This is a genomic window from Methylocaldum sp. RMAD-M, assembly GCF_017832375.1.
Taxonomy (GTDB): Bacteria; Pseudomonadota; Gammaproteobacteria; order Methylococcales; family Methylococcaceae; genus Methylocaldum.
On sequence record NZ_JAFIBZ010000009.1, the window covers coordinates 140206 to 157977 of the forward strand.

14 protein-coding genes are annotated in these 17772 nt (G+C 57.8%); 5 read left to right on the top strand and 9 right to left on the bottom strand.

Features of this window, described 5'->3' with window-relative positions; all coding sequences use genetic code 11:
• The first annotated feature begins 13 nt into the window (after positions 1-13).
• The gene (gene recQ / locus JOD69_RS11520; protein ID WP_086134798.1) at positions 14-2167 is read left to right on the top strand and encodes a DNA helicase RecQ; all 2154 of its coding nucleotides are present in this window, start codon (positions 14-16) and stop codon (positions 2165-2167) included.
• A 303-nt stretch (positions 2168-2470) separates the two neighbouring features.
• Here recQ and JOD69_RS11525 read toward each other — a convergent pair whose 3' ends face one another.
• The 6 genes from JOD69_RS11525 to JOD69_RS11550 form a co-directional block, all read right to left on the bottom strand.
• Positions 2471-3610, bottom strand: a complete 1140-nt coding sequence (locus JOD69_RS11525) for a PhnD/SsuA/transferrin family substrate-binding protein (RefSeq protein WP_086134799.1) — start codon at positions 3608-3610, stop codon at positions 2471-2473.
• The gene (locus JOD69_RS11530; RefSeq protein ID WP_240502451.1) at positions 3582-6344 is read right to left on the bottom strand and encodes a SpoIIE family protein phosphatase; all 2763 of its coding nucleotides are present in this window, start codon (positions 6342-6344) and stop codon (positions 3582-3584) included. Before JOD69_RS11530 ends, JOD69_RS11525 begins: the two co-directional genes overlap by 29 nt.
• 891 nt (positions 6345-7235) lie before the next feature.
• Complete coding sequence (locus JOD69_RS11535) at positions 7236-8261, bottom strand: chemotaxis protein CheB (protein ID WP_086134800.1); 1026 nt, start codon at positions 8259-8261, stop codon at positions 7236-7238.
• Positions 8262-8609: 348 nt separating this feature from the next.
• The gene (locus tag JOD69_RS11540) at positions 8610-9059 is read right to left on the bottom strand and encodes a DUF1249 domain-containing protein (RefSeq protein WP_077729558.1); all 450 of its coding nucleotides are present in this window, start codon (positions 9057-9059) and stop codon (positions 8610-8612) included.
• 19 nt (positions 9060-9078) lie between these two features.
• Positions 9079-9483, bottom strand: a complete 405-nt coding sequence (locus JOD69_RS11545) for a 6-carboxytetrahydropterin synthase (RefSeq protein ID WP_086134801.1) — start codon at positions 9481-9483, stop codon at positions 9079-9081.
• A gap of 30 nt (positions 9484-9513) precedes the next feature.
• Positions 9514-9813: a PilZ domain-containing protein gene (locus JOD69_RS11550; protein WP_086134802.1), complete on the bottom strand. Its 300-nt coding sequence runs from the start codon at positions 9811-9813 to the stop codon at positions 9514-9516.
• Positions 9814-9986: 173 nt separating this feature from the next.
• Between JOD69_RS11550 and JOD69_RS11555 the strand changes: the two genes are divergently transcribed.
• The 3 genes from JOD69_RS11555 (at position 9987) to JOD69_RS11565 (ending at position 12876) form a co-directional block, all read left to right on the top strand.
• The gene (locus JOD69_RS11555; protein WP_086134803.1) at positions 9987-11003 is read left to right on the top strand and encodes a tryptophan--tRNA ligase; all 1017 of its coding nucleotides are present in this window, start codon (positions 9987-9989) and stop codon (positions 11001-11003) included.
• A 65-nt stretch (positions 11004-11068) separates the two neighbouring features.
• The gene (locus JOD69_RS11560; RefSeq protein WP_086134804.1) at positions 11069-11785 is read left to right on the top strand and encodes a DUF2459 domain-containing protein; all 717 of its coding nucleotides are present in this window, start codon (positions 11069-11071) and stop codon (positions 11783-11785) included.
• A 71-nt stretch (positions 11786-11856) separates the two neighbouring features.
• Positions 11857-12876: an FAD-dependent oxidoreductase gene (locus JOD69_RS11565; protein ID WP_086134805.1), complete on the top strand. Its 1020-nt coding sequence runs from the start codon at positions 11857-11859 to the stop codon at positions 12874-12876.
• Positions 12877-12902: 26 nt separating this feature from the next.
• Here the strand turns inward: JOD69_RS11565 and JOD69_RS11570 are convergent, their stop codons facing one another.
• Genes JOD69_RS11570 through motA form a run of 3 tightly spaced genes read right to left on the bottom strand, consistent with a single transcriptional unit; the run spans position 12903 to position 15485 of the window.
• Positions 12903-13652: a class I SAM-dependent methyltransferase gene (locus JOD69_RS11570; protein WP_086134806.1), complete on the bottom strand. Its 750-nt coding sequence runs from the start codon at positions 13650-13652 to the stop codon at positions 12903-12905.
• A 12-nt stretch (positions 13653-13664) separates the two neighbouring features.
• Positions 13665-14609 (bottom strand): flagellar motor protein MotB, encoded by a 945-nt coding sequence (gene motB / locus JOD69_RS11575; RefSeq protein WP_086134807.1) that lies wholly within the window; start codon positions 14607-14609, stop codon positions 13665-13667.
• Between the two features lie 21 nt (positions 14610-14630).
• On the bottom strand, positions 14631-15485 hold the full coding sequence (gene motA / locus JOD69_RS11580) for a flagellar motor stator protein MotA (RefSeq protein ID WP_086134808.1): 855 nt from the start codon (positions 15483-15485) through the stop codon (positions 14631-14633).
• Positions 15486-15827: 342 nt separating this feature from the next.
• On the opposite strand from motA, the gene htpG reads away from it, so the two are divergent.
• Positions 15828-17729, top strand: coding sequence for a molecular chaperone HtpG (htpG, locus tag JOD69_RS11585; protein WP_086134809.1), 1902 nt, complete (start codon positions 15828-15830; stop codon positions 17727-17729).
• Positions 17730-17772: the final 43 nt, after the last annotated feature.

Sequence of the window (17772 nt, forward strand, 5' to 3'; positions counted from 1 at the left end):
AAGCTGGCGGATCATGCCGAAAGACCCCCTTCAGGTCCTGCGCAGCGTCTTTGGCTACGAACGGTTTCGCGGCCAGCAGCGCGCCGTCATCGATCATCTGACGGCAGGGGGCGATGCGCTGGTGCTGATGCCCACCGGCGGCGGCAAGTCGCTCTGCTACCAGATTCCCGCGCTAATCCGCCCCGGTACGGGCGTCGTGGTCTCGCCCCTGATCGCCCTGATGCAGGATCAGGTCGAAACCCTGCTCCAACTCGGCGTTCGAGCCGCCTTTCTGAATTCCACCCTGGCTTACGACACACAGCGCCAGGTCGAGCGGAACTTTCTGGACGGCCAACTGGACCTCCTCTACGTCGCGCCCGAACGTCTCTTGACCGAGCGCGTGCAGGCGCTCATCGGGCGGGCCGAAGTCAGCCTTTTCGCCATCGACGAAGCGCACTGCGTGTCCCAGTGGGGCCACGACTTCCGCGCCGATTACTGGCAGCTCTCCTTGCTGCACGAACGTTTTCCCGGCATTCCCAGAATCGGCTTGACCGCCACCGCCGACGAGCGGACCCGGCAGGAGATCGTCGAGCGCCTCGGACTGCAGGAGGCCAGGGTCTTTTGCAGCGGTTTCGACCGGCCCAACATACGCTACCGGATATCGCCCAAGCAGGACGCGCGCCGGCAGCTGGTTCAGTTTCTCCGAAACGAACATCCGGGAGATGCCGGCATCGTTTACTGCCTGTCGCGAAAAAAGGTGGAATCGACCGCGGAATGGCTCCGCGCTCAAGGATTCTCCGCCCTGCCCTACCATGCCGGCCTTTCCGCCGAGGAACGCCAGAAAAACCAGCGGCGATTTCTGATGGAGGAAGGCGTGATCGTCGTGGCGACGATCGCCTTCGGCATGGGCATAGATAAACCCAATGTCCGTTTCGTCGCGCACCTCGACCTGCCCAAGAGCCTCGAGGCTTATTATCAGGAGACCGGACGCGCGGGACGCGACGGCTTGCCGGCCAATGCCTGGATGATTTACGGCTTGCAGGATGTGATCACCTTGCGGCAAATGGTGGAGGCCTCCCAAGCGGATGAACTGCATAAACGGGTCGAGCGCCACAAACTCGATTCGATGCTCGGCTTCTGCGAGCTGACCGGTTGCCGTCGGCAAGCGTTGCTCCGCTACTTCGGCGAAATCTCCGACAAACCCTGCGGCAATTGCGACAACTGCCTCAACCCGCCGGACACCTGGGACGGCACCGACGCCGCCCGCAAGGCATTGTCCTGCGTCTACCGCACCGGCCAGCGCTTCGGCGTTCACCACATCATCGACGTACTGCGCGGCAAGTCCAACGAGAGAATACAGCGGCTGGGTCACGACAGGCTCAGCACCTTCGGCATCGGTCACGCCATGGACGAGAAACAGTGGCTCTCGGTATTCCGTCAGATCATCGCCCAAGGCTATTTGACGGTGGACTGGGAGGCTCACGGCGCACTCCGTCTGACCGAGGAATGCCGCCCGGTACTGCGCAGCGAAGTCGACCTTCGGCTAAGGCGGGACAGTTACAAGGAGGCCTCGAGCGGCCGACGCCAGACCGTCGAACGCTTTTCCAACCCGGAAGACGAGCGTCTCTGGCAAGCCTTGCGCGCCTTGCGGCGCACGCTGGCCGAGGAGCAGGACGTGCCTGCTTACGTGATTTTTCAGGACGCCGTTCTGATGGAAATGGTCCAGTCGAGACCGACCAGCCGCACCGAAATGAGCCGCCTGGCGGGCATCGGCGAACGCAAGCTGGAGCTCTACGGCGACGAGTTTCTGTCGGTCATCCTGGAGCACAGAAGCAGCGACGGTTCGGCCTCGACCGCCAGCACGACGGCAGACGAAAGCCTGGCGCTATTCCGGCTCGGCATGAACGCCGAACAGATCGCTTATCAGCGCGGATTGACGATTTCGACCGTCTACGGCCATCTGGCCAGGGCCATCGAAACCGGGGCCGTGGAACTCGGCGAGGTGGTGGGTTTGAGCGATTCGGAAATCGGAGAAATAGAAGCAGCGTGGCAGAGCCTGCCGGAAGACCAACGGCGCGCCCTCAAGCCGCTATACCAGGCGCTGAACGGCAAATACAGCTATGAAGTGCTTCGTTGCGTGCGGGCCTATTACGACAGGCTGCGTAACTCGCCTGACTCCGAGGCATAGAGTGAACGCCCCCTCGGTGGGTTTATACGGTGCGCGTCTAAACCTGCCGGCGCAAATCCGGTCTTTCAAGGCGCACCTAACCACCCTTCCATGGCCCTTTTCAATCGCAAACGGGCCGCGACAGGAGCCACCCAACTGACGTAGGTCGGGAATCCTTTCCCGACGTAACAGGTCGGCAAGCGGGTACGTCGGCAAAGGATTGCCGACTTACTTCGCTGGGGAAATTCCGAAAAAGCCCTCCTCGGATCGGACGGCGTGCATGCTGTATCCGGCCCGAAGATCAAAAACTGGGCAGCGCTCCGCTTATTCCGCGTACCTCTCGTACAACCGCATCAGCATGGCGAGCTCTCCTTCCTGCGGCACGCACCAGCCGTCGAACTGGATGTCCTTTAGGATGCTCTTACCCTGCTCGTCGTCGCCCATGCCGGTAAAGACTTTCGCGACGGATTCCCCGAGGTCGGCGATTTGCGGGCTCGCGCAAAGAAGATGGAAGGCAAACTGGGTGTCGCTTTCGTCCACGACACGGGTATTGTTTCGAGTGAGATTGGACAGGCCGTAATAGGTCTTCTTCAGCATGAACAAGACATCCGACTGTTCCTTGAGAAGCAATTGCAGCGCTTTGATTTCGTTGCCCGCGAAGTGATGCTGGAACTTGGACGAGTCCAGCCCGTTCTCGTCGCAAAGGAAACGACCCAGCAGGTAGACGAAACTGCCCTGCGAAGCCGTGACTGCGCGGACGTCTCCCATGTCGGCGAGTGACCGCTCGTCGTTGGCGCGCATGACGATCACTACTTCGTCGGCCTCCCCCAAGGGCCGCAGCAATGGCACGAACTGCTGCCGCCGAATCATGGCACAGGCTTCGAAGGGCTTGGCGAAGAAGATGTCCACCGTTTCGTGGCCGATCTCATGTCCCGCCGGCAACTGCTCGAAATGGATCGCACGCTGCAAGTGCCGTTGCAAATAGGTATTGAGCAGGTACCAGCCGCTCAATTGAGCACCGACCTGTAGACTGGCCACGAAATTCAGTTTGCCCCGGGGATGCGGCGAACCCGATTCGACGGGACGCTCGGGTGCGGCTCGTACGGCGCTGACCACGGACGGCTGGGCCCGCTCCGACGGCAGGCTGACATCGGTGGTGAGAAAACGGCCTAGCCCCGTGATCTTGAACAGCATCGCGACCATGCGATTGGGGTTATTGACTTCGATCTTGATACCCTGCCTTTCCCAGTGTTCGAACAGCTTGAGGAGCAGAGACAGGCCCATTGAATTGACCCGCTCGACCTGTTTGAAATCCAAACTGACGCGGGCGTTGGCCGGAATGCCGTTCAACTGACCGAGGGTCTGCGCGGAATGGGCGTCTACCGAACCGGCAAAGGCGTAGCACAGCACGCCTTCCTCGCCGGACGGCAGGCTGTTAATGAAAAGTGAATCTGCCAGAGTCATGGCTTACAACCTCATCGTGCTCGCTGTGGTAGAGGAACTGGAATCCGGTTTTCAAGCCGACCTGCAAGGGCCGGCTCAGATCCCACAGAGTGGTGATCTGGGTACGGCGATGCGGTGTGACGCGCACCTGCAAGTAATCCGACATACGCCACATCAGATATAACCCGGCTCCACCGATACCGGCTTCGACGCCTTTCGCAAGCGTGTGAGTCAGATGGTCCAGGAAGATTGCCGGGGTCAAGGTGCCCCAGTTATCGGTAACCGACAAACCGATGGTGTCGGAACCTACCGCCAGGTGGATACGCACGTGTTCGTTCTCGGACAGATTCCGCGTCGTTCCCTTCAGATAAAACGGGCGGCTTTGGCCGTCACGGGGCGCGCCGTACAACGAGTTCTCCACCATTTCGTCGAGGACCAACAGGATAGACTCGAGTTGGTCCGGCGCCATGACGCCCAGTTCCTCCAGCCAGGCGCGACCTTCCTCCATGAAGAACAGTTTGTCGTCGCTGTGGGTGAGCTGGAATTGCCGCTCTGCGACGCGCCCCGGGACGAGACAGTAAATATCATCATCCGGCGATGCTTGATGCTGACTGAGCAAATGTTCCCAACCGAGCCGATGGTAAAAGGCATCGTCGCGGGGCAATACCCGGCGGATACCGTCCACGCTGAGGCGCGGCAAGAGGTCGTGAAACTCGCCTTCGGACAGGAAAACCACCAGCTGGCGCGAGGTCGGCGAGGTAAAGTGATCGCTTTGGCCTCGGTAAAATCCCTCGGTGATGCGGATGAGCTGAGCCGAGTCCTCGTCGCGCGCGGCCTGGACCTCCACGCGATCGGTATGCTCCAGCACGGCCACGGTCACATCGTCGTCGAAATGGTCGCGTCCGCCGTAAGCCTTGAGTGCAGCGAGAATTTTTTCTTCCAGCACGCGCGGCTCGGCCTCGGCGTTTTCGTTCAGAATGGCTTCTAGCCGCTCGTAGCCGAAGGGTTCGCCGCGCGCCGATTCCTGTTCCACCACGCCATCGGTGTAGAGGAATATCCGGTCGCCGATATCGAGTTGCAGATCCAGTTCTACCGAGAGGTAATCGGAATCGCGGCTCTTTCCCAAGGGCAAGCCGCCCCCCTCGATCATGGTCCAGTGCTTATCCCCGCGCCGCTTGAGGTAAGGCAGCACGTGTCCGGCGTTGGCGAAGCGCAAGTGACCGGTGCGGCTGTCCAGACTCAGACAGCCCATGGTCATCAGCAACGACTGGTGCGCCGTTGCCAACATGGTTTCGTTGAGGGAACGAAGGATCTCCGCGGGGCGGGTCACCCCTTCATTCGCCAGCGGATAGAGACCTGCCTTGGCGGCGCTCACCATGGTGCCCGCCGCCACGCCGTGCCCGCTCACGTCGCCGATCACCATAACGGCGTAATAGCCGCCGACCTTGTAATAGTCGTAGTAGTCGCCGCCCACCTCGCTGGAAGTAGTCAAGGAGGCGACGCCGTGTACGCCCGGCAGAACGATGTCGGGGCTCGGCAGAATGGAATGCTGCAAGGCGGCGGCGAGGTTGATTTCTTCCTGCAGTCGGCTGCTCAGCTTTTCCAGTTCCACCAGGGTGGCTTGCAGACGATCTTCCGCCCGCTTGCGCTCGGTAATGTCGTCGCCGGTGATGAGGAACAGGACCGGCTGCTTGCTGTCCTGATCGCGGACCACCGTGGCATGCCAGATGATGTCCACCAGTTCCTCGCTACGGATTCGCATGGGAACTTCCGTCCCGGTCTCGCCGGACAGACCGCCCTGCACGACATCGTCGAACAAAACCCGCATTTGGCCCTGCTGTTCGGGCGTAAAGAGCATGGCAAAGAACTCGCTACCGCGCACCTCGTCCTCGGTCCAGCCGGAGATTTCCTGGGCATAGCGGTTGAACAAGATGATCTTGCCTCGGGTGTCCAAACCGATGATCAGCGCTTGAGCCGTATTGATGATGTTTTCGTTGAAGTCCCTCTGGGCCTGTAGGTTCGCCATGCTGTCCTTGAGGCGCTTGACCAGAGGATTCAAGAGGCCCATGCCGCCGAAAGCCAAGGCAAACAGGAACAGCGCCAGCATCACGCCTTGCAGGTCTTGGGTATTTTGCAGGCGGAAGTCGGCATTTTGCTGGTAATACGCCACCACCTTGTCGAGGCCGGAGAGGATCTTTTCGGGGGCGTCGGAAGTGAGATACTGAAAATACGGATCGTCCGAATTGACGGCATCCACCGGCCGCGACAATAGCTTACGTATCGCCTCGATGTAAGCATTGATCTGTTGATCGAGTTTGATCGGATCTTCGAAGTAGATGAGGCGCAGTTCCGGAGCCAGTTCGCCCGGCTCGGCCAGTAGACGCGGCCCCTGGCGCACCAGGCGATCGCCGTTCCTGAGATAACCGTGCATGTTCTCGAACAGGCTGATGGTATCCACCATCTGCTGTCGGATGGCCTGGCGCTCGACATGGCTTTCGGTGGCTGTCATTTTCATCGCCAGAACCACGCCGCGCTCCACCAACATGCGCTCGTGGCCAGCCAGGTTCAAGGCAGCGGCGCTGCCCTCCTGACTGCGAAGGTCGGCGATCAGAACGGCGTAGCTCACGACGGCCGTCATCGCCAGAAGGCCCAGCACGGTGCCGTACTGGTCCAATGCCCAGCCGAGAGACTCTCGAAAAAAACCTTGCATTTTCGAGGGTGTTTGCTGGGACAAGGGAAACTTTCCGGGCTCCATAAGTTCTCCTTCCTCTTTCCGTTCTATTAATGAATGCCCCCTTGTAGGGCATTCATTAATAGTAGATGGATTTGTAAACTTCGCCCGAAATGTTGATCTAGATCAGTAACTGATGCTCGCAGCTCCAATATATTTGAGAATTTTTGCGTCAGAATGGCGCCTCATGGGACCACGGCGCCGGTGTCGAGGAGCGTAGCGGAAGCACAGCGCGGTGAACGGGAATATCGGGACGTTGCAGGATCTTATTGCTAGTCTTCGGTCTTAGTATGGATAACCCTCACCTCTTAAAAAGGCCGGAATGATCCGACATCGAAAGCCAATCACGGAACCCTGGCCCGAATAGTCGATTGGGCATCGGCCGACGGTCACCCGGCTTGTTTGCCCATCACGTACTTTTTGCCGATTTGTCTGACGTTCCCGCAGAATTACCATCCAATTGCCAGAGACCGCTCGGCCGCGTTCGCGAATCCGTGAAAAACGGAGTATGCACTCTTGGCATCAGCGAACGACTCGCGCACAAGGCCAAGATAGTTCCATTGTCAAGCAGTCATGGCAAAGAAACGCACTCAAAAAACACGGGACGAATCGCAGTCCAAGAAAACCTCACCGTCAACGCATGTCGCCTTGTCCCCAAAGCACCCGCTCATGATCGTCGGCACCGGTGCCTCTGCCGGTGGCTTCGAAGCTTTCAAGGAGCAGCAAAACCTTCTCAGAATTGTGCTGGTTCCCAAACTCCAGCTTGGGAACCCAGTGCCAACTCGGGCGTCTCGGATATGGCTTCCAAGCGGGAGCCTGGAAGCCAGCGAAAGCCCTGTTGGAAGCATCCCGATTAAAACGACCCCTTGCTATTGAAATGAGAAGTGGGCCGTAACGCACGGGCAAACGCCCGACTCACTCGTTGCCGGCTTCTTCGTCGAGACTGGCTATGTTTTTTCTGCCGTTGAGCAATACGGTACGGATCACGTCGGCGTTTTGTTCGGTTTCCTTCGCCTGATCCGAAAACCTTTGCTCCGAAAAGACGCTGCCGTGCTCGTGGCATTGCGCGGCCATGCGCTTTAGCAGGGCTGCCCGTTCCTCCAGGGAACGGATTGCGGACCAAAGGGCGACTTCAAGCGTTTCGGCCTGTTCATTGAGCAGGCTTTCCGTGGAAAACGCATGTCCGACATGGCAGCGGTACTTAACCATTTCGCCGTGCCCGAGTTCCCACATCACCCCGCCGCATTCCGGACAGGTCAGGACACTGGCAAGGCGCGGGTTTCCCCCGGATTCGAACTGTCTTATGTCCTTTTTGACAATCTCACGCTCTTTTTCTGTTTCATCCGGCATGGGGGCACCTCTTCGTTGTCGCACGGGCTGTTGGGCTAACTGCTCGATGGTTGCGGCAATGCCCGCGACGGGCAGGATGTAGTCGACCGCGATGCTTTCGATGGCGTTCAGCGGCATCTCGGAGAAAATGGCTTCCTGTGGATCCTGGACTATCACTATCCCGCCGGCGTTCTTGATGGATTTGAGTCCGAAACTGCCGTCGCCGAGCGTGCCCGATAAAATGACTCCTATCACGCGAGAGTCGTATATCCTCGCCGCCGAGCGGAAAAGCGGATCGATCGCGGGGCGGAAGCCGTTCTCCCTGGGGCCTCCCGAAAGATGAATTTTCCCGTCTCTGAGCACCAGATGCCGGTTAGGCGGGGCGACGTAGATATGCCCCCGCCGAATCGTCTCGCCGTCATCCGGGTGGGTGGCCGGGAGCGGTCCATTTCGCTGGAGAATATTCGGCAGAAAGCTCGTACTATGACTTGGGACATGAAGGACAACGAGAAGGGTCGCCTCAAGATCGGAAGACAGATCGCCGACCAGATTTTTCAACGCTTCCACGCCTCCCGCCGAGGCGCCGATGACGATCATGTCGCGGGTATGCATCGTACGGGTTTTTATTCCAAATACTTACTTAGACCCGAAGGACGCCGAATGGTTGATCAAGGGCGAAATTGGATCGACGTTCGGGTACAACGGATAGGAGTAACTCGACCACCCCTCCAAATCGCTTTCAATCAGGAATCGTTTTTCGTAGGGTGGGTTAGGCGCACATTAGCACTGACCGACTGCCGATCACTGCGCTTCGCGTGCGCCGTAACCCGCCGAGCGACCTTCCATCGGCGGGTTACGCGGGGCCTGTCCTGAGCGGAGACTAGGGCTAACCCGCCATCGATGGGTTTCGCTTCGCTCTACCCATCCTACGATGAATGTTCACTCGAATGTCGAATGGAATTAGACCGTGGCGAATTCTTCCCGCGAATAACGGGCGGTTCCGAATCGGTAGTCGCTTTGGAGGCAGTGATCCAGCCAGCGGGTGAGGAAGTAGTTCAGCGACCATTTGTAATCGAGCACGCTCTTGGCGCTGGACCGGTCCCTCACCGCATCGAGGACCACCGGTCGGCAGTGGTCGCTGAGCGCTTCGGCGGTCTTGGCGTCCAGACTGACGCGGATTCTCACCGCCGGCTCGAAACCCCGCACGAAATCGTGGGTAAGCTCCAGCGTCAGGGTATAAGGCGACCTTTCGAGCAACCTCAGATGCAGGGACGGCTTGCCGTTGACTTGGGCGACGGCGGTCTCGTCGATGCGGTCCAAGTCGGGAATCAGGTGCGCCAGTTTCTCGTAGTTCGATTCGCAGACTTTTTGCAGCCAGAAGGATTTTTCTGCGGGCTGGAAAATGCTCATTACCGGTAAAAACGATCTCTCAAAATTCACTGTAGGTAGCGCAGGCGCTGGATGTCTCCCATAAGGTCACGCTCTTGACGTTGTATCCTCGGCTCGCGACGTGTCCGAATATCAGCTTGGCCAGATACTCGGCCGTAGGATGCTCGTCGAGCGCCAGAAAACGTTCTCCGGCCGAAACTAGCGCCGGCAGGAGTGGGTCATCCTTGTGCAGAAGCAGATTGTGATCGAGCTGCCGGTCGATATACTCCGACGCGACGGCGCTGATCTCCGCGAAATCGCAGACCATGCCCTGTTCGTTCAAACTTTCGGCAATCACGGTAATTGCTGCCTTGACACTATGACCATGGAGATGACGGCACTTGCCCGTATGTTCCATTAGACGGTGTCCGTAGCAAAAATACACTTCTTTGGTAATCGTAAACATGAATTGCGACAAGGATATTGACCAGCGATTTCACTCGCTCTTGATGCCTTTGATGGCGCCGGCAATTCGGTAACCACCCGCTTCGCTCTCCGCGCAGCGGATCGTTTCGATATAGGCGGTCAAAGGCGGGGTGATTTTGTTCTGCGGAACGAGGCACACTTCAACGGCTTTACCGATCGCCACAGGAATATCGGTCTCGAACAAGATGCCGGAGCCGCTGATATTTACACATACCCCCTCATGTACAATATCGCTGTCGGCCAACCGGAAGGTCAACTTGCAATCGGCCTGCATGCGGATGAAATCCCGCTTTTCGTCGTACTCCAGCATAGCTGTGCATCTCCCCATTAGGTTTCCCGGTATTCTAACCGATAGATCATAGCCGAAGTCGTTCGGACGATTCCGATTTCGGGTTTGGCAATGCGCGCCCTTTTATGCCATAGTGCCGCGCCTAAATCGACACAACTTGTTGGAACGACGCAGTAATCCGACACCTTGAACCTATGAGCACGAAATCCATCGTCCTAACTGGAATAACCACGACCGGTACACCTCATCTCGGCAATTACGTGGGCGCCATACGCCCTGCCATCGAAGCCAGCCGCGATCATAACGTCCTACCTTTCTATTTTCTGGCGGACTACCATGCCTTGATCAAATGCCAGGACCCGGAACGCGTCCGCCAATCGACACTGGAAATCGCCGCCACCTGGCTGGCCTTGGGTTTGGATACGGAAAACGCCGTGTTTTACCGCCAGTCGGACGTCCCCGAGATCACGGAGCTGGCCTGGATACTCAGTTGCGTCACTGCAAAAGGACTGATGAATCGCGCCCATGCCTATAAGGCCGCGGTCCAAGCCAATGAAGAAAGTGGCGAAAGCGACCCCGATAAGGGCGTCACCATGGGATTGTTCAATTATCCCATTCTGATGGCGGCCGATATTCTGATCTTCAACGCCAATAAAGTTCCCGTCGGAAAGGATCAGGTTCAGCATATCGAAATGGCACGCGATATCGCCGGACGCTTCAATCATATTTACGGCGAGCATTTCGTGCTTCCCGAAGCGGACGTCAGCGAGGATACCGCTGTGCTATGCGGATTGGACGGGCGTAAGATGAGCAAGAGCTACGACAACACCGTCCCGCTGTTCGCACCCGAAAAACAGCTGCGCAAGCTGATCATGAAGATCAAGACCAACTCTCTGTTGCCGGGCGAACCCAAAGATCCGGACACCTGCACCCTGTTCGGCATCTATAGGGCGTTCGCGACAAAGGAGGAGACTACGGCGATAAGGCGCCGCTACGCGGAAGGCATTGCGTGGGGAGAAATGAAAAACATTTTGTTCGAGTATCTGGACGATCATCTGAAAGCCGCGAGGGAACGTTATGAAGCACTGCTACAAGCACCCGACAAAATCGAGGAAGCATTGCAGGACGGCGCCCGCAAGGCCCGAAGCTACAGCGCCCCGCTGATACGGAAGGTCCGCCACAGCATCGGAATCCGAAGCCTGAGTCTCTGACCTTTGCGCGCCGTTCGGATGCGGCGTCGCCGCCGCTTATCCCGCGCCTTACCGTCGGGAATGACATGTCGCACGATCCCAAATACTGGGCAAAAGGATATCTCGAGGCAGCCGGCCCATTAAGATTGTTCCGGCTGCTGGTCCTGCTGGCGCTGCTCGCCGGCTGTGCGCCGAACCGACTGGACGAGGCGCTGGCCATGGAAGAGGCCGGCGCCGAACGCACTATCTATTTGGTCGATCTGGGCTGGCACACCGGCCTAGCCGTCAAACGAGCCGATATCCCGCCCGGGTTGTGGCCGGAAAGCCAAGACTTTCCGAAAGCGGAGTATCTCGAAGTAGGCTGGGGAGACCGCGATTTTTATCAGGCCGCCGGCTTCAACCTCTGGTACGGGTTCAAAGCCGTCGTGGCCCCCACCGCCAGCGTTCTGCACGTTGTCGGAGTCCCCGTTCATCCGACCGCTTATTTCCCCGCCGCCGAGATCGTTGAGGTCCCCTTGTCGGAACAGCAGCTCAGGCAACTCATCGTATCCATTCACAACACCTACGCCCGCGAGAATACGGCCAGAGCGCAAGCCATCGGCCCGGGTCTATATCCCGACAGCCGCTTTTACGCAGCCGAGGGCAAATTCCATCTGTTCAATACCTGCAATGTCTGGGTTGCGCGAATCCTGCGCGATGCGGGCCTGCCCGTCGTGCCGTTTTTCGCGGTCACGTCGCGGGGGCTCTTGTCCCAGGTGCGAGAGTTCGGCAAGATCGTTCGGCCGGAGTCGGAAGGTCGCTAAGTATCGGCGTAAGAATCGCTTCAAGGCTCTTTTTGATATTTCACGCTTACCGGTTATCGCGAGGAAACTCCATGCACGTCGTCATCATTGGTTCAGGTATCGCGGGCATCACTTTCGCGGAGGAACTTCGGAAACTCGCGCCGGAATGCCGAATTTCCGTCGTAACTCAGGAAGGCCACGGCTATTATTCGCGGCCTATGCTATCCCACGGCTTTTCGAGGGACGACATCGAAACCAAGATCATTCTGAAGCCGTTCGATGCACTGCACGATGCCGGCATCGCGATCTATCGCGAAACCAGCGTATTGACACTCAACCGCGACGACAAAACCATTGTCTGCCGGAACAGTTCGGGCGAATTTACCCTGAATTACGACAAGGCGGTGCTCGCGCCCGGCTCGGATGCGCTGATTCCGCCCCCGTTTCAGACGAGCCGCGATTTGTTCTTTGTCGTCAACAGCCTCGACGACTTGATCGAACTCCGGCGGCATCGGGAAAAAATCGTCGAGACATCGGCAAAGCCCCTGTGGGCGGTGATCGGTGGCGGGCTGATCGGCTGCGAAGTCGCTTCCGATCTGGCCAAGGCGGGCGATCGGGTGGTCTTGTTTCATGCCTTGGCAAGACTCATGGAACGTCAGTTGATCGAGGAAGATTCGGCAACTCTGTTGCAGGTATTGCAGGGCCACGGGATAGAGGTTCGCTTGAATGCCTCGGTCCAGGGCTTCGAAAAAATCGGCAGCCTTTACGCGGTGAAGTTGCAGGACGAAACGGCTAGCGGTTTCCACGGCGTCATCGTCGCCTGCGGTTTCAAGCCGCGAACCGAACTGGCGCGGCGCATCGGGTTAAATGCCGATCGGGGCATATTGGTCGATGAGTTCCTGCGCACCAACGACCCCGACATCCACGCCATAGGCGATGCCGCCGAATTCGTGGACGGCCGCTTGTACGCCTATATCATGCCGATACGGCATCAAGCCTTCTGGCTGGCCCGTTTTCTTGCCGGGCAAACCAACGAGCCATGGCAGCCGCCCGATTTCAAACCGCGCGCCAAAGTGCACGGTTTCAATGCAGTGCACCCTTATATTTTTTGATGGGGCAAGGGTCGAGAAACCGAAGGTCACATCCGCCAAACCAACAGCTTGCCGGAGCGGCCATCTCGCGGGATCAAGGTCTGATCCGGTTCGACACCCGGTACCTCGAACGTGTTGCTGATGAAAAGCGACCCCGGCTTCATTTCCTTCCGCGCCTTGCGCCACAGGCGAGGCATGGGTGCCGGCGATAGAAAGGCGTAAACCACATCGAAACGGCCGAGATCCTCGATCCAAAAATCGCCGAAACGGATACGGCAGTTCTTTTCGTTCCGCAATCGAAACCGGCCGAGCAGGGCCGGCAGAGGCGCCGATTCGACGCCCCGGAATTCGCCGGATTTGCATTGCCCGGCTAAAACCGCCAGGCCGCCGCCCCAGCCGCAACCGAGGTCGATGAATTTGAACGCGGCGTTCCGCGGCAACAACTCGGAAACGGCAAGCCAGGTTTCGCGATCGGTCAAATAAAAAGGAACCCGCTCGCGAAGATTACTGCGAAAAACCAGCCACATCAGGACGAAACCGGCCAAATACAGGACCGGCGGGAGATTCAGCCGCCAGCTGACGGCGATTGCGGGAACGAACAGCGCCTGGATCGGCAGCCACCAATAAGGAAGTCTCAGCATCCAGCCGAAGGCCATGGCGAGAAGACCTTCAAATGCCACGGCGAACTCGAGGGACGCCCAGAACAGGCCGCCGCTCTTTAGAAGCAGGAATGTGCCTAAGATGGCCAAGAGTTGGCTCAGGACGGCCCTGAACCAAACCGGCAGCGCTTCGACCATGAATATGGTGCCCTAGAGTGCGGACGCGGCCTTGTTGGCGGCCGGCACCATGCCTTGGCCCGTAATCGCCCCTTTGTCCAGCGGCTTTTGCATAGATATATCTATCCCGGAACCGCCGGTAATGATTTCTTCGGCCGTATGCTTGTTCATCACGATGATGGAAATGCGCCGATTGGTGGCGGCCAAGGGGTCTTCCCTGACATAAGGAACGCTCGAAGAGAGCCCCACCACCCGCATCATTTTTTCTTCCTTGAGGCCGCTCTTGATCAGCTCCTTGCGGGCGGAATTGGCACGGTCGGCGGATAATTCCCAATTCGTATAACCCTGTCCTTTGCCCGGAAACGGCTTTGCATCCGTATGTCCGGCGATGCTGATCTTGTTCGGCAACTCGTTGATGACCGGCGCGATTTGGCGAAGTATCTCCGATGCATAGCCTTCCATTTTGGCGCTCGCCGAATTGAACATGGGCCGGCCTTCCGAATCGATGATCTGGATACGTAGTCCCTCCTGAGTGATGTCGATCTTCAATTGATTCTGGAACTGTGTGAGCAAAGGGCTGGTTTCGATCATCCGCTCGATCTTTTCCTTCAGCGCCTCGAGTTGTTCCATCTCCTTTTCCGATTCGGCGGCTTCTCCGACGATATCTTCCTTCCCTTGGTCGGTCAGTTTGACTTGACCCTCGGATTGAGTGATGTCCTCCCCTCCTCCCTTGATCACGCTGGTTGCATCGCCCGTGTTGGGACCGCCTTGCCGGGAAGGTTTCCAGGGATCCTTGAAATACTCGGCGATGCCTTGCCTGAAAGCGGGTTCGGTCGTACCTAAAAGCCACATCAGCAAAAAGAACGCCATCATCGCGGTGACGAAATCGGCGTAGGCCAGCTTCCAGGCTCCTCCATGATGGCCGTGACCGCCTTTCTTGATTTTCTTGATGACGATTTGGTTCGAATTATCGGCCATGGTCTTATCCGGATAAGCTCGTTAACGGCTTTCTTTGAGATGCTTCTCCAATTCGGAGAATTCCGGACGCTCCGCGGAAAACATCGCTTTGCGGGCGAATTCCACGGCGGTGGATGGGGCGTAACCGTTTATCGAGGCGATCAGCCCGGCTTTGATGCTTTGATAATACTTCGTCGATTCCGCCAAACGTTGTTCCAACAGACCCGCCAGGGGACTGATGAAACCATAGGCAACCAAAATACCCAGAAATGTGCCGACCAGTGCCGCGGCGATCAGCTTGCCGAGTTCCGCCGGCGGCAAACCCACCGACTCCATGGTATGCACCACGCCCATGACCGCGGCGACGATGCCGAACGCCGGCATGCCGTCCGCGAGGCGCTGCAGCGCCTGTATGGGCAGGTGGCCTTCCTCGTGATGGGTTTCGATGTCGATGTCCATCAGATTGTCGATTTGATGGACGTCCAAACTGCCGCTCGTCATCAAGCGCAAATAATCGGTGATGAACTCGACCGCGTGATGGTCGGCCAGCACCTTGGGCGCGGATTTGAACAATTCGCTTTGATCCGGCGTCTCGATATCCCCTTCGACGGACAACAGCCCATTTTGACGGATCTTGTTGAAGATCCGATACAAGAGCGTCAAGGTTTCAAGATAAAGCGCCTGGTTGTATTTGGAACCCTTCAGGGAGCTCATCAACGCGCCGAAAACGGCTTTCAAGACCTTGGGATTGTTCGACACGACGAATGCGCCGAGCGCGCCGCCGAAAATGATGATGACCTCGTTCGGTTGAATAAGAACGCCGATATGGCCTCCCGCCATCAAAAAACCGCCCAGAATGGCGCCCACGACGATGATGTAACCGATAATGACGAACATGCGTTAACTCTTTGGAGATGCTTAACTGAAGGGCGGCACGGATAGCCGGTCGAAGTTTGGTGCTGGTTGTCCGAGCCACAGCAGGCTCGAAAAAAGTCTAGACGAAAAAACGTGGCGCTCGTCTCAAAAAACGAAACAGACTTGAAAACGGGAAGGATCGCCCCAAATTCTCATCGTCATCTTATTAACCCAGGGCAGGGATGTTCCGGCGCGGCGACAAGCCGCGTGAGCCAAGGCGGGGCGTGTACCGGCCTTGGCGGTGGCCCGTAAATACCAGGAGAGTATTTACGGGCCTGATTACTAGAGTCGATCCACTTAAACCTCCGGAGGAAAGTCACTGCCATGACCGTAGCAGAAAGCAAGGTAACCATGGGGTTCGAAGCTGAGGTAAAACAGCTTCTGCACCTGATGATTCACTCCTTGTACAGCAACAAGGAAATCTTCTTGCGCGAGCTCATCTCGAACGGATCCGACGCCGCCGACAAGCTCCGCTTTCTGGCACTGGGAAACGATGCGCTGTACGAGGGCGACAGCGAGCTGAAGATTCGGATCGAACACGACAAAACGAACCGGACTTTGACCATTACCGACAACGGCATCGGCATGACCCGCGACGAGGTCCGCGAGAACATCGGGACCATCGCCCGCTCCGGCACCCGCCAGTTCTTCGAGTCGCTGACCGGGGACGAGGCGAAGGACAGCCAGCTCATCGGCCAGTTCGGCGTGGGCTTTTATTCCGCATTCATCGTTGCCGACAAAGTCACCCTGGAAACCCGCAAGGCTGGTCTGGACGCGGCCCAAGGGGTACGCTGGGAATCCAAGGGCGAAGGCGATTACACGCTGGAAACCATCGAAAAACCCGAGCACGGAACGAAGATTACGCTGCACCTCCGCGAAGGCGAGGACGAGTTCCTGGACGGTTGGAAACTCCGGTCGATCATACGCAAATTCTCCGATCACATTTCCTTGCCGATCCTGATGAAGAAGGAAGCGTACGGAGACGAAAAGCCGGCAGCGGACGAGTGGGAAACCGTCAACAGCGCTTCCGCCTTATGGGCAAAGAACAGGGATGAGATTTCGGACGAGCAATACAACGAATTCTACAAGCACGTTTCCCACGACTTTCAGGAGCCTCTGGCTCGCCTCCACAGCCGCGTGGAGGGCACCAACGAATACACCCTTCTGCTCTACATTCCGTCGCATGCGCCGTTCGATCTGTGGGACCGCGACGCGAAGCACGGCGTAAAGCTTTACGTGCGGAAGGTTTTCATCATGGAAGGATCGGAGAAGCTGATGCCCCGTTATCTCCGCTTCGTCCGCGGCGTGATCGACTCCGATTCGCTCCCCTTGAACGTTTCGCGGGAAATTCTTCAGGAAAACGCGCTGCTCGAAAAAATCCGCTCCGGCGCGGCCAAGAAGGTTCTCGGTCTGTTGGAGGACATGGCCAGGAACGAGCGGGAAAAATACCAAGCTTTCTGGAAGGAATTCGGCCAGGTCATCAAGGAAGGTCCAATCGAAGACTTCAAGAACCGCGACCGCATCGCCAAACTGCTGCGCTTCGCCTCCACTCATAACGATTCCGATGTCCAGAACGTTTCCCTGGAGGATTACGTCGGCCGCATGAAGGAGGGGCAGGACAAGATTTACTATATTACCGCCGAGAATTACGCCGCGGCCAAAAACAGTCCGCACCTGGAAATCTTCCGTCGCAAGGGATTGGAAGTACTCCTGCTGCACGATCGGGTCGACGACTGGCTGGTCAGCTATCTCACCGATTTCGAAGGAAAGCATCTGCAATCGGTGGCCAAGGGGGATCTGGACCTGGGCACCCTTGCCGACGAAGCGGACAAGAAGCATACCGAAGAAGCCAGCAAGGCGTTCCAGCCCGTTATCGACAAAATCAAGCAAACGCTGGGCGACAAGATCAGCGATGTGAAAATCAGCGCTCGCCTGACCGACTCTCCGGCTTGCCTGGTCAGCGAAACCTACGGGTTAAGCCGTACCATGGAACGCATCATGAAATCGGCCGGGCAAGACGTACCGGTCAGCAAACCGATTTTCGAGATCAATCCCGATCACCCCCTAGTGACAAGGCTCAAGGAAGAGGCGGACGAATCGCGCTTCGCCGATCTGACCCATATTCTTTATGACCAGGCGGTCCTCAGCGAAGGCGGCCAGCTGGACGATACCGCCGCCTTCGTCCGCCGCTTGAACGGCTTGCTTCAAGCTGTCATGCACTATTAACCCGGCCTATAAATATAGGCCGGGTTAATCCGGGGCAGGGATG

Excerpts from the sequence above, each read along its gene's own strand:
- recQ (WP_086134798.1), top strand. The coding sequence starts at position 14 with ATGCCGAAAGACCCCCTTCAGGTCCTGCGCAGCGTCTTTGGCTACGAA.
- JOD69_RS11525 (WP_086134799.1), bottom strand. The coding sequence starts at position 3,610 with ATGACTCTGGCAGATTCACTTTTCATTAACAGCCTGCCGTCCGGCGAG.
- JOD69_RS11530 (WP_240502451.1), bottom strand. The coding sequence starts at position 6,344 with ATGGAGCCCGGAAAGTTTCCCTTGTCCCAGCAAACACCCTCGAAAATG.
- JOD69_RS11535 (WP_086134800.1), bottom strand. The coding sequence starts at position 8,261 with ATGCATACCCGCGACATGATCGTCATCGGCGCCTCGGCGGGAGGCGTG.
- JOD69_RS11540 (WP_077729558.1), bottom strand. The coding sequence starts at position 9,059 with ATGAGCATTTTCCAGCCCGCAGAAAAATCCTTCTGGCTGCAAAAAGTC.
- JOD69_RS11545 (WP_086134801.1), bottom strand. The coding sequence starts at position 9,483 with ATGTTTACGATTACCAAAGAAGTGTATTTTTGCTACGGACACCGTCTA.
- JOD69_RS11550 (WP_086134802.1), bottom strand. The coding sequence starts at position 9,813 with ATGCTGGAGTACGACGAAAAGCGGGATTTCATCCGCATGCAGGCCGAT.
- JOD69_RS11555 (WP_086134803.1), top strand. The coding sequence starts at position 9,987 with ATGAGCACGAAATCCATCGTCCTAACTGGAATAACCACGACCGGTACA.
- JOD69_RS11560 (WP_086134804.1), top strand. The coding sequence starts at position 11,069 with ATGTCGCACGATCCCAAATACTGGGCAAAAGGATATCTCGAGGCAGCC.
- JOD69_RS11565 (WP_086134805.1), top strand. The coding sequence starts at position 11,857 with ATGCACGTCGTCATCATTGGTTCAGGTATCGCGGGCATCACTTTCGCG.
- JOD69_RS11570 (WP_086134806.1), bottom strand. The coding sequence starts at position 13,652 with ATGGTCGAAGCGCTGCCGGTTTGGTTCAGGGCCGTCCTGAGCCAACTC.
- motB (WP_086134807.1), bottom strand. The coding sequence starts at position 14,609 with ATGGCCGATAATTCGAACCAAATCGTCATCAAGAAAATCAAGAAAGGC.
- motA (WP_086134808.1), bottom strand. The coding sequence starts at position 15,485 with ATGTTCGTCATTATCGGTTACATCATCGTCGTGGGCGCCATTCTGGGC.
- htpG (WP_086134809.1), top strand. The coding sequence starts at position 15,828 with ATGACCGTAGCAGAAAGCAAGGTAACCATGGGGTTCGAAGCTGAGGTA.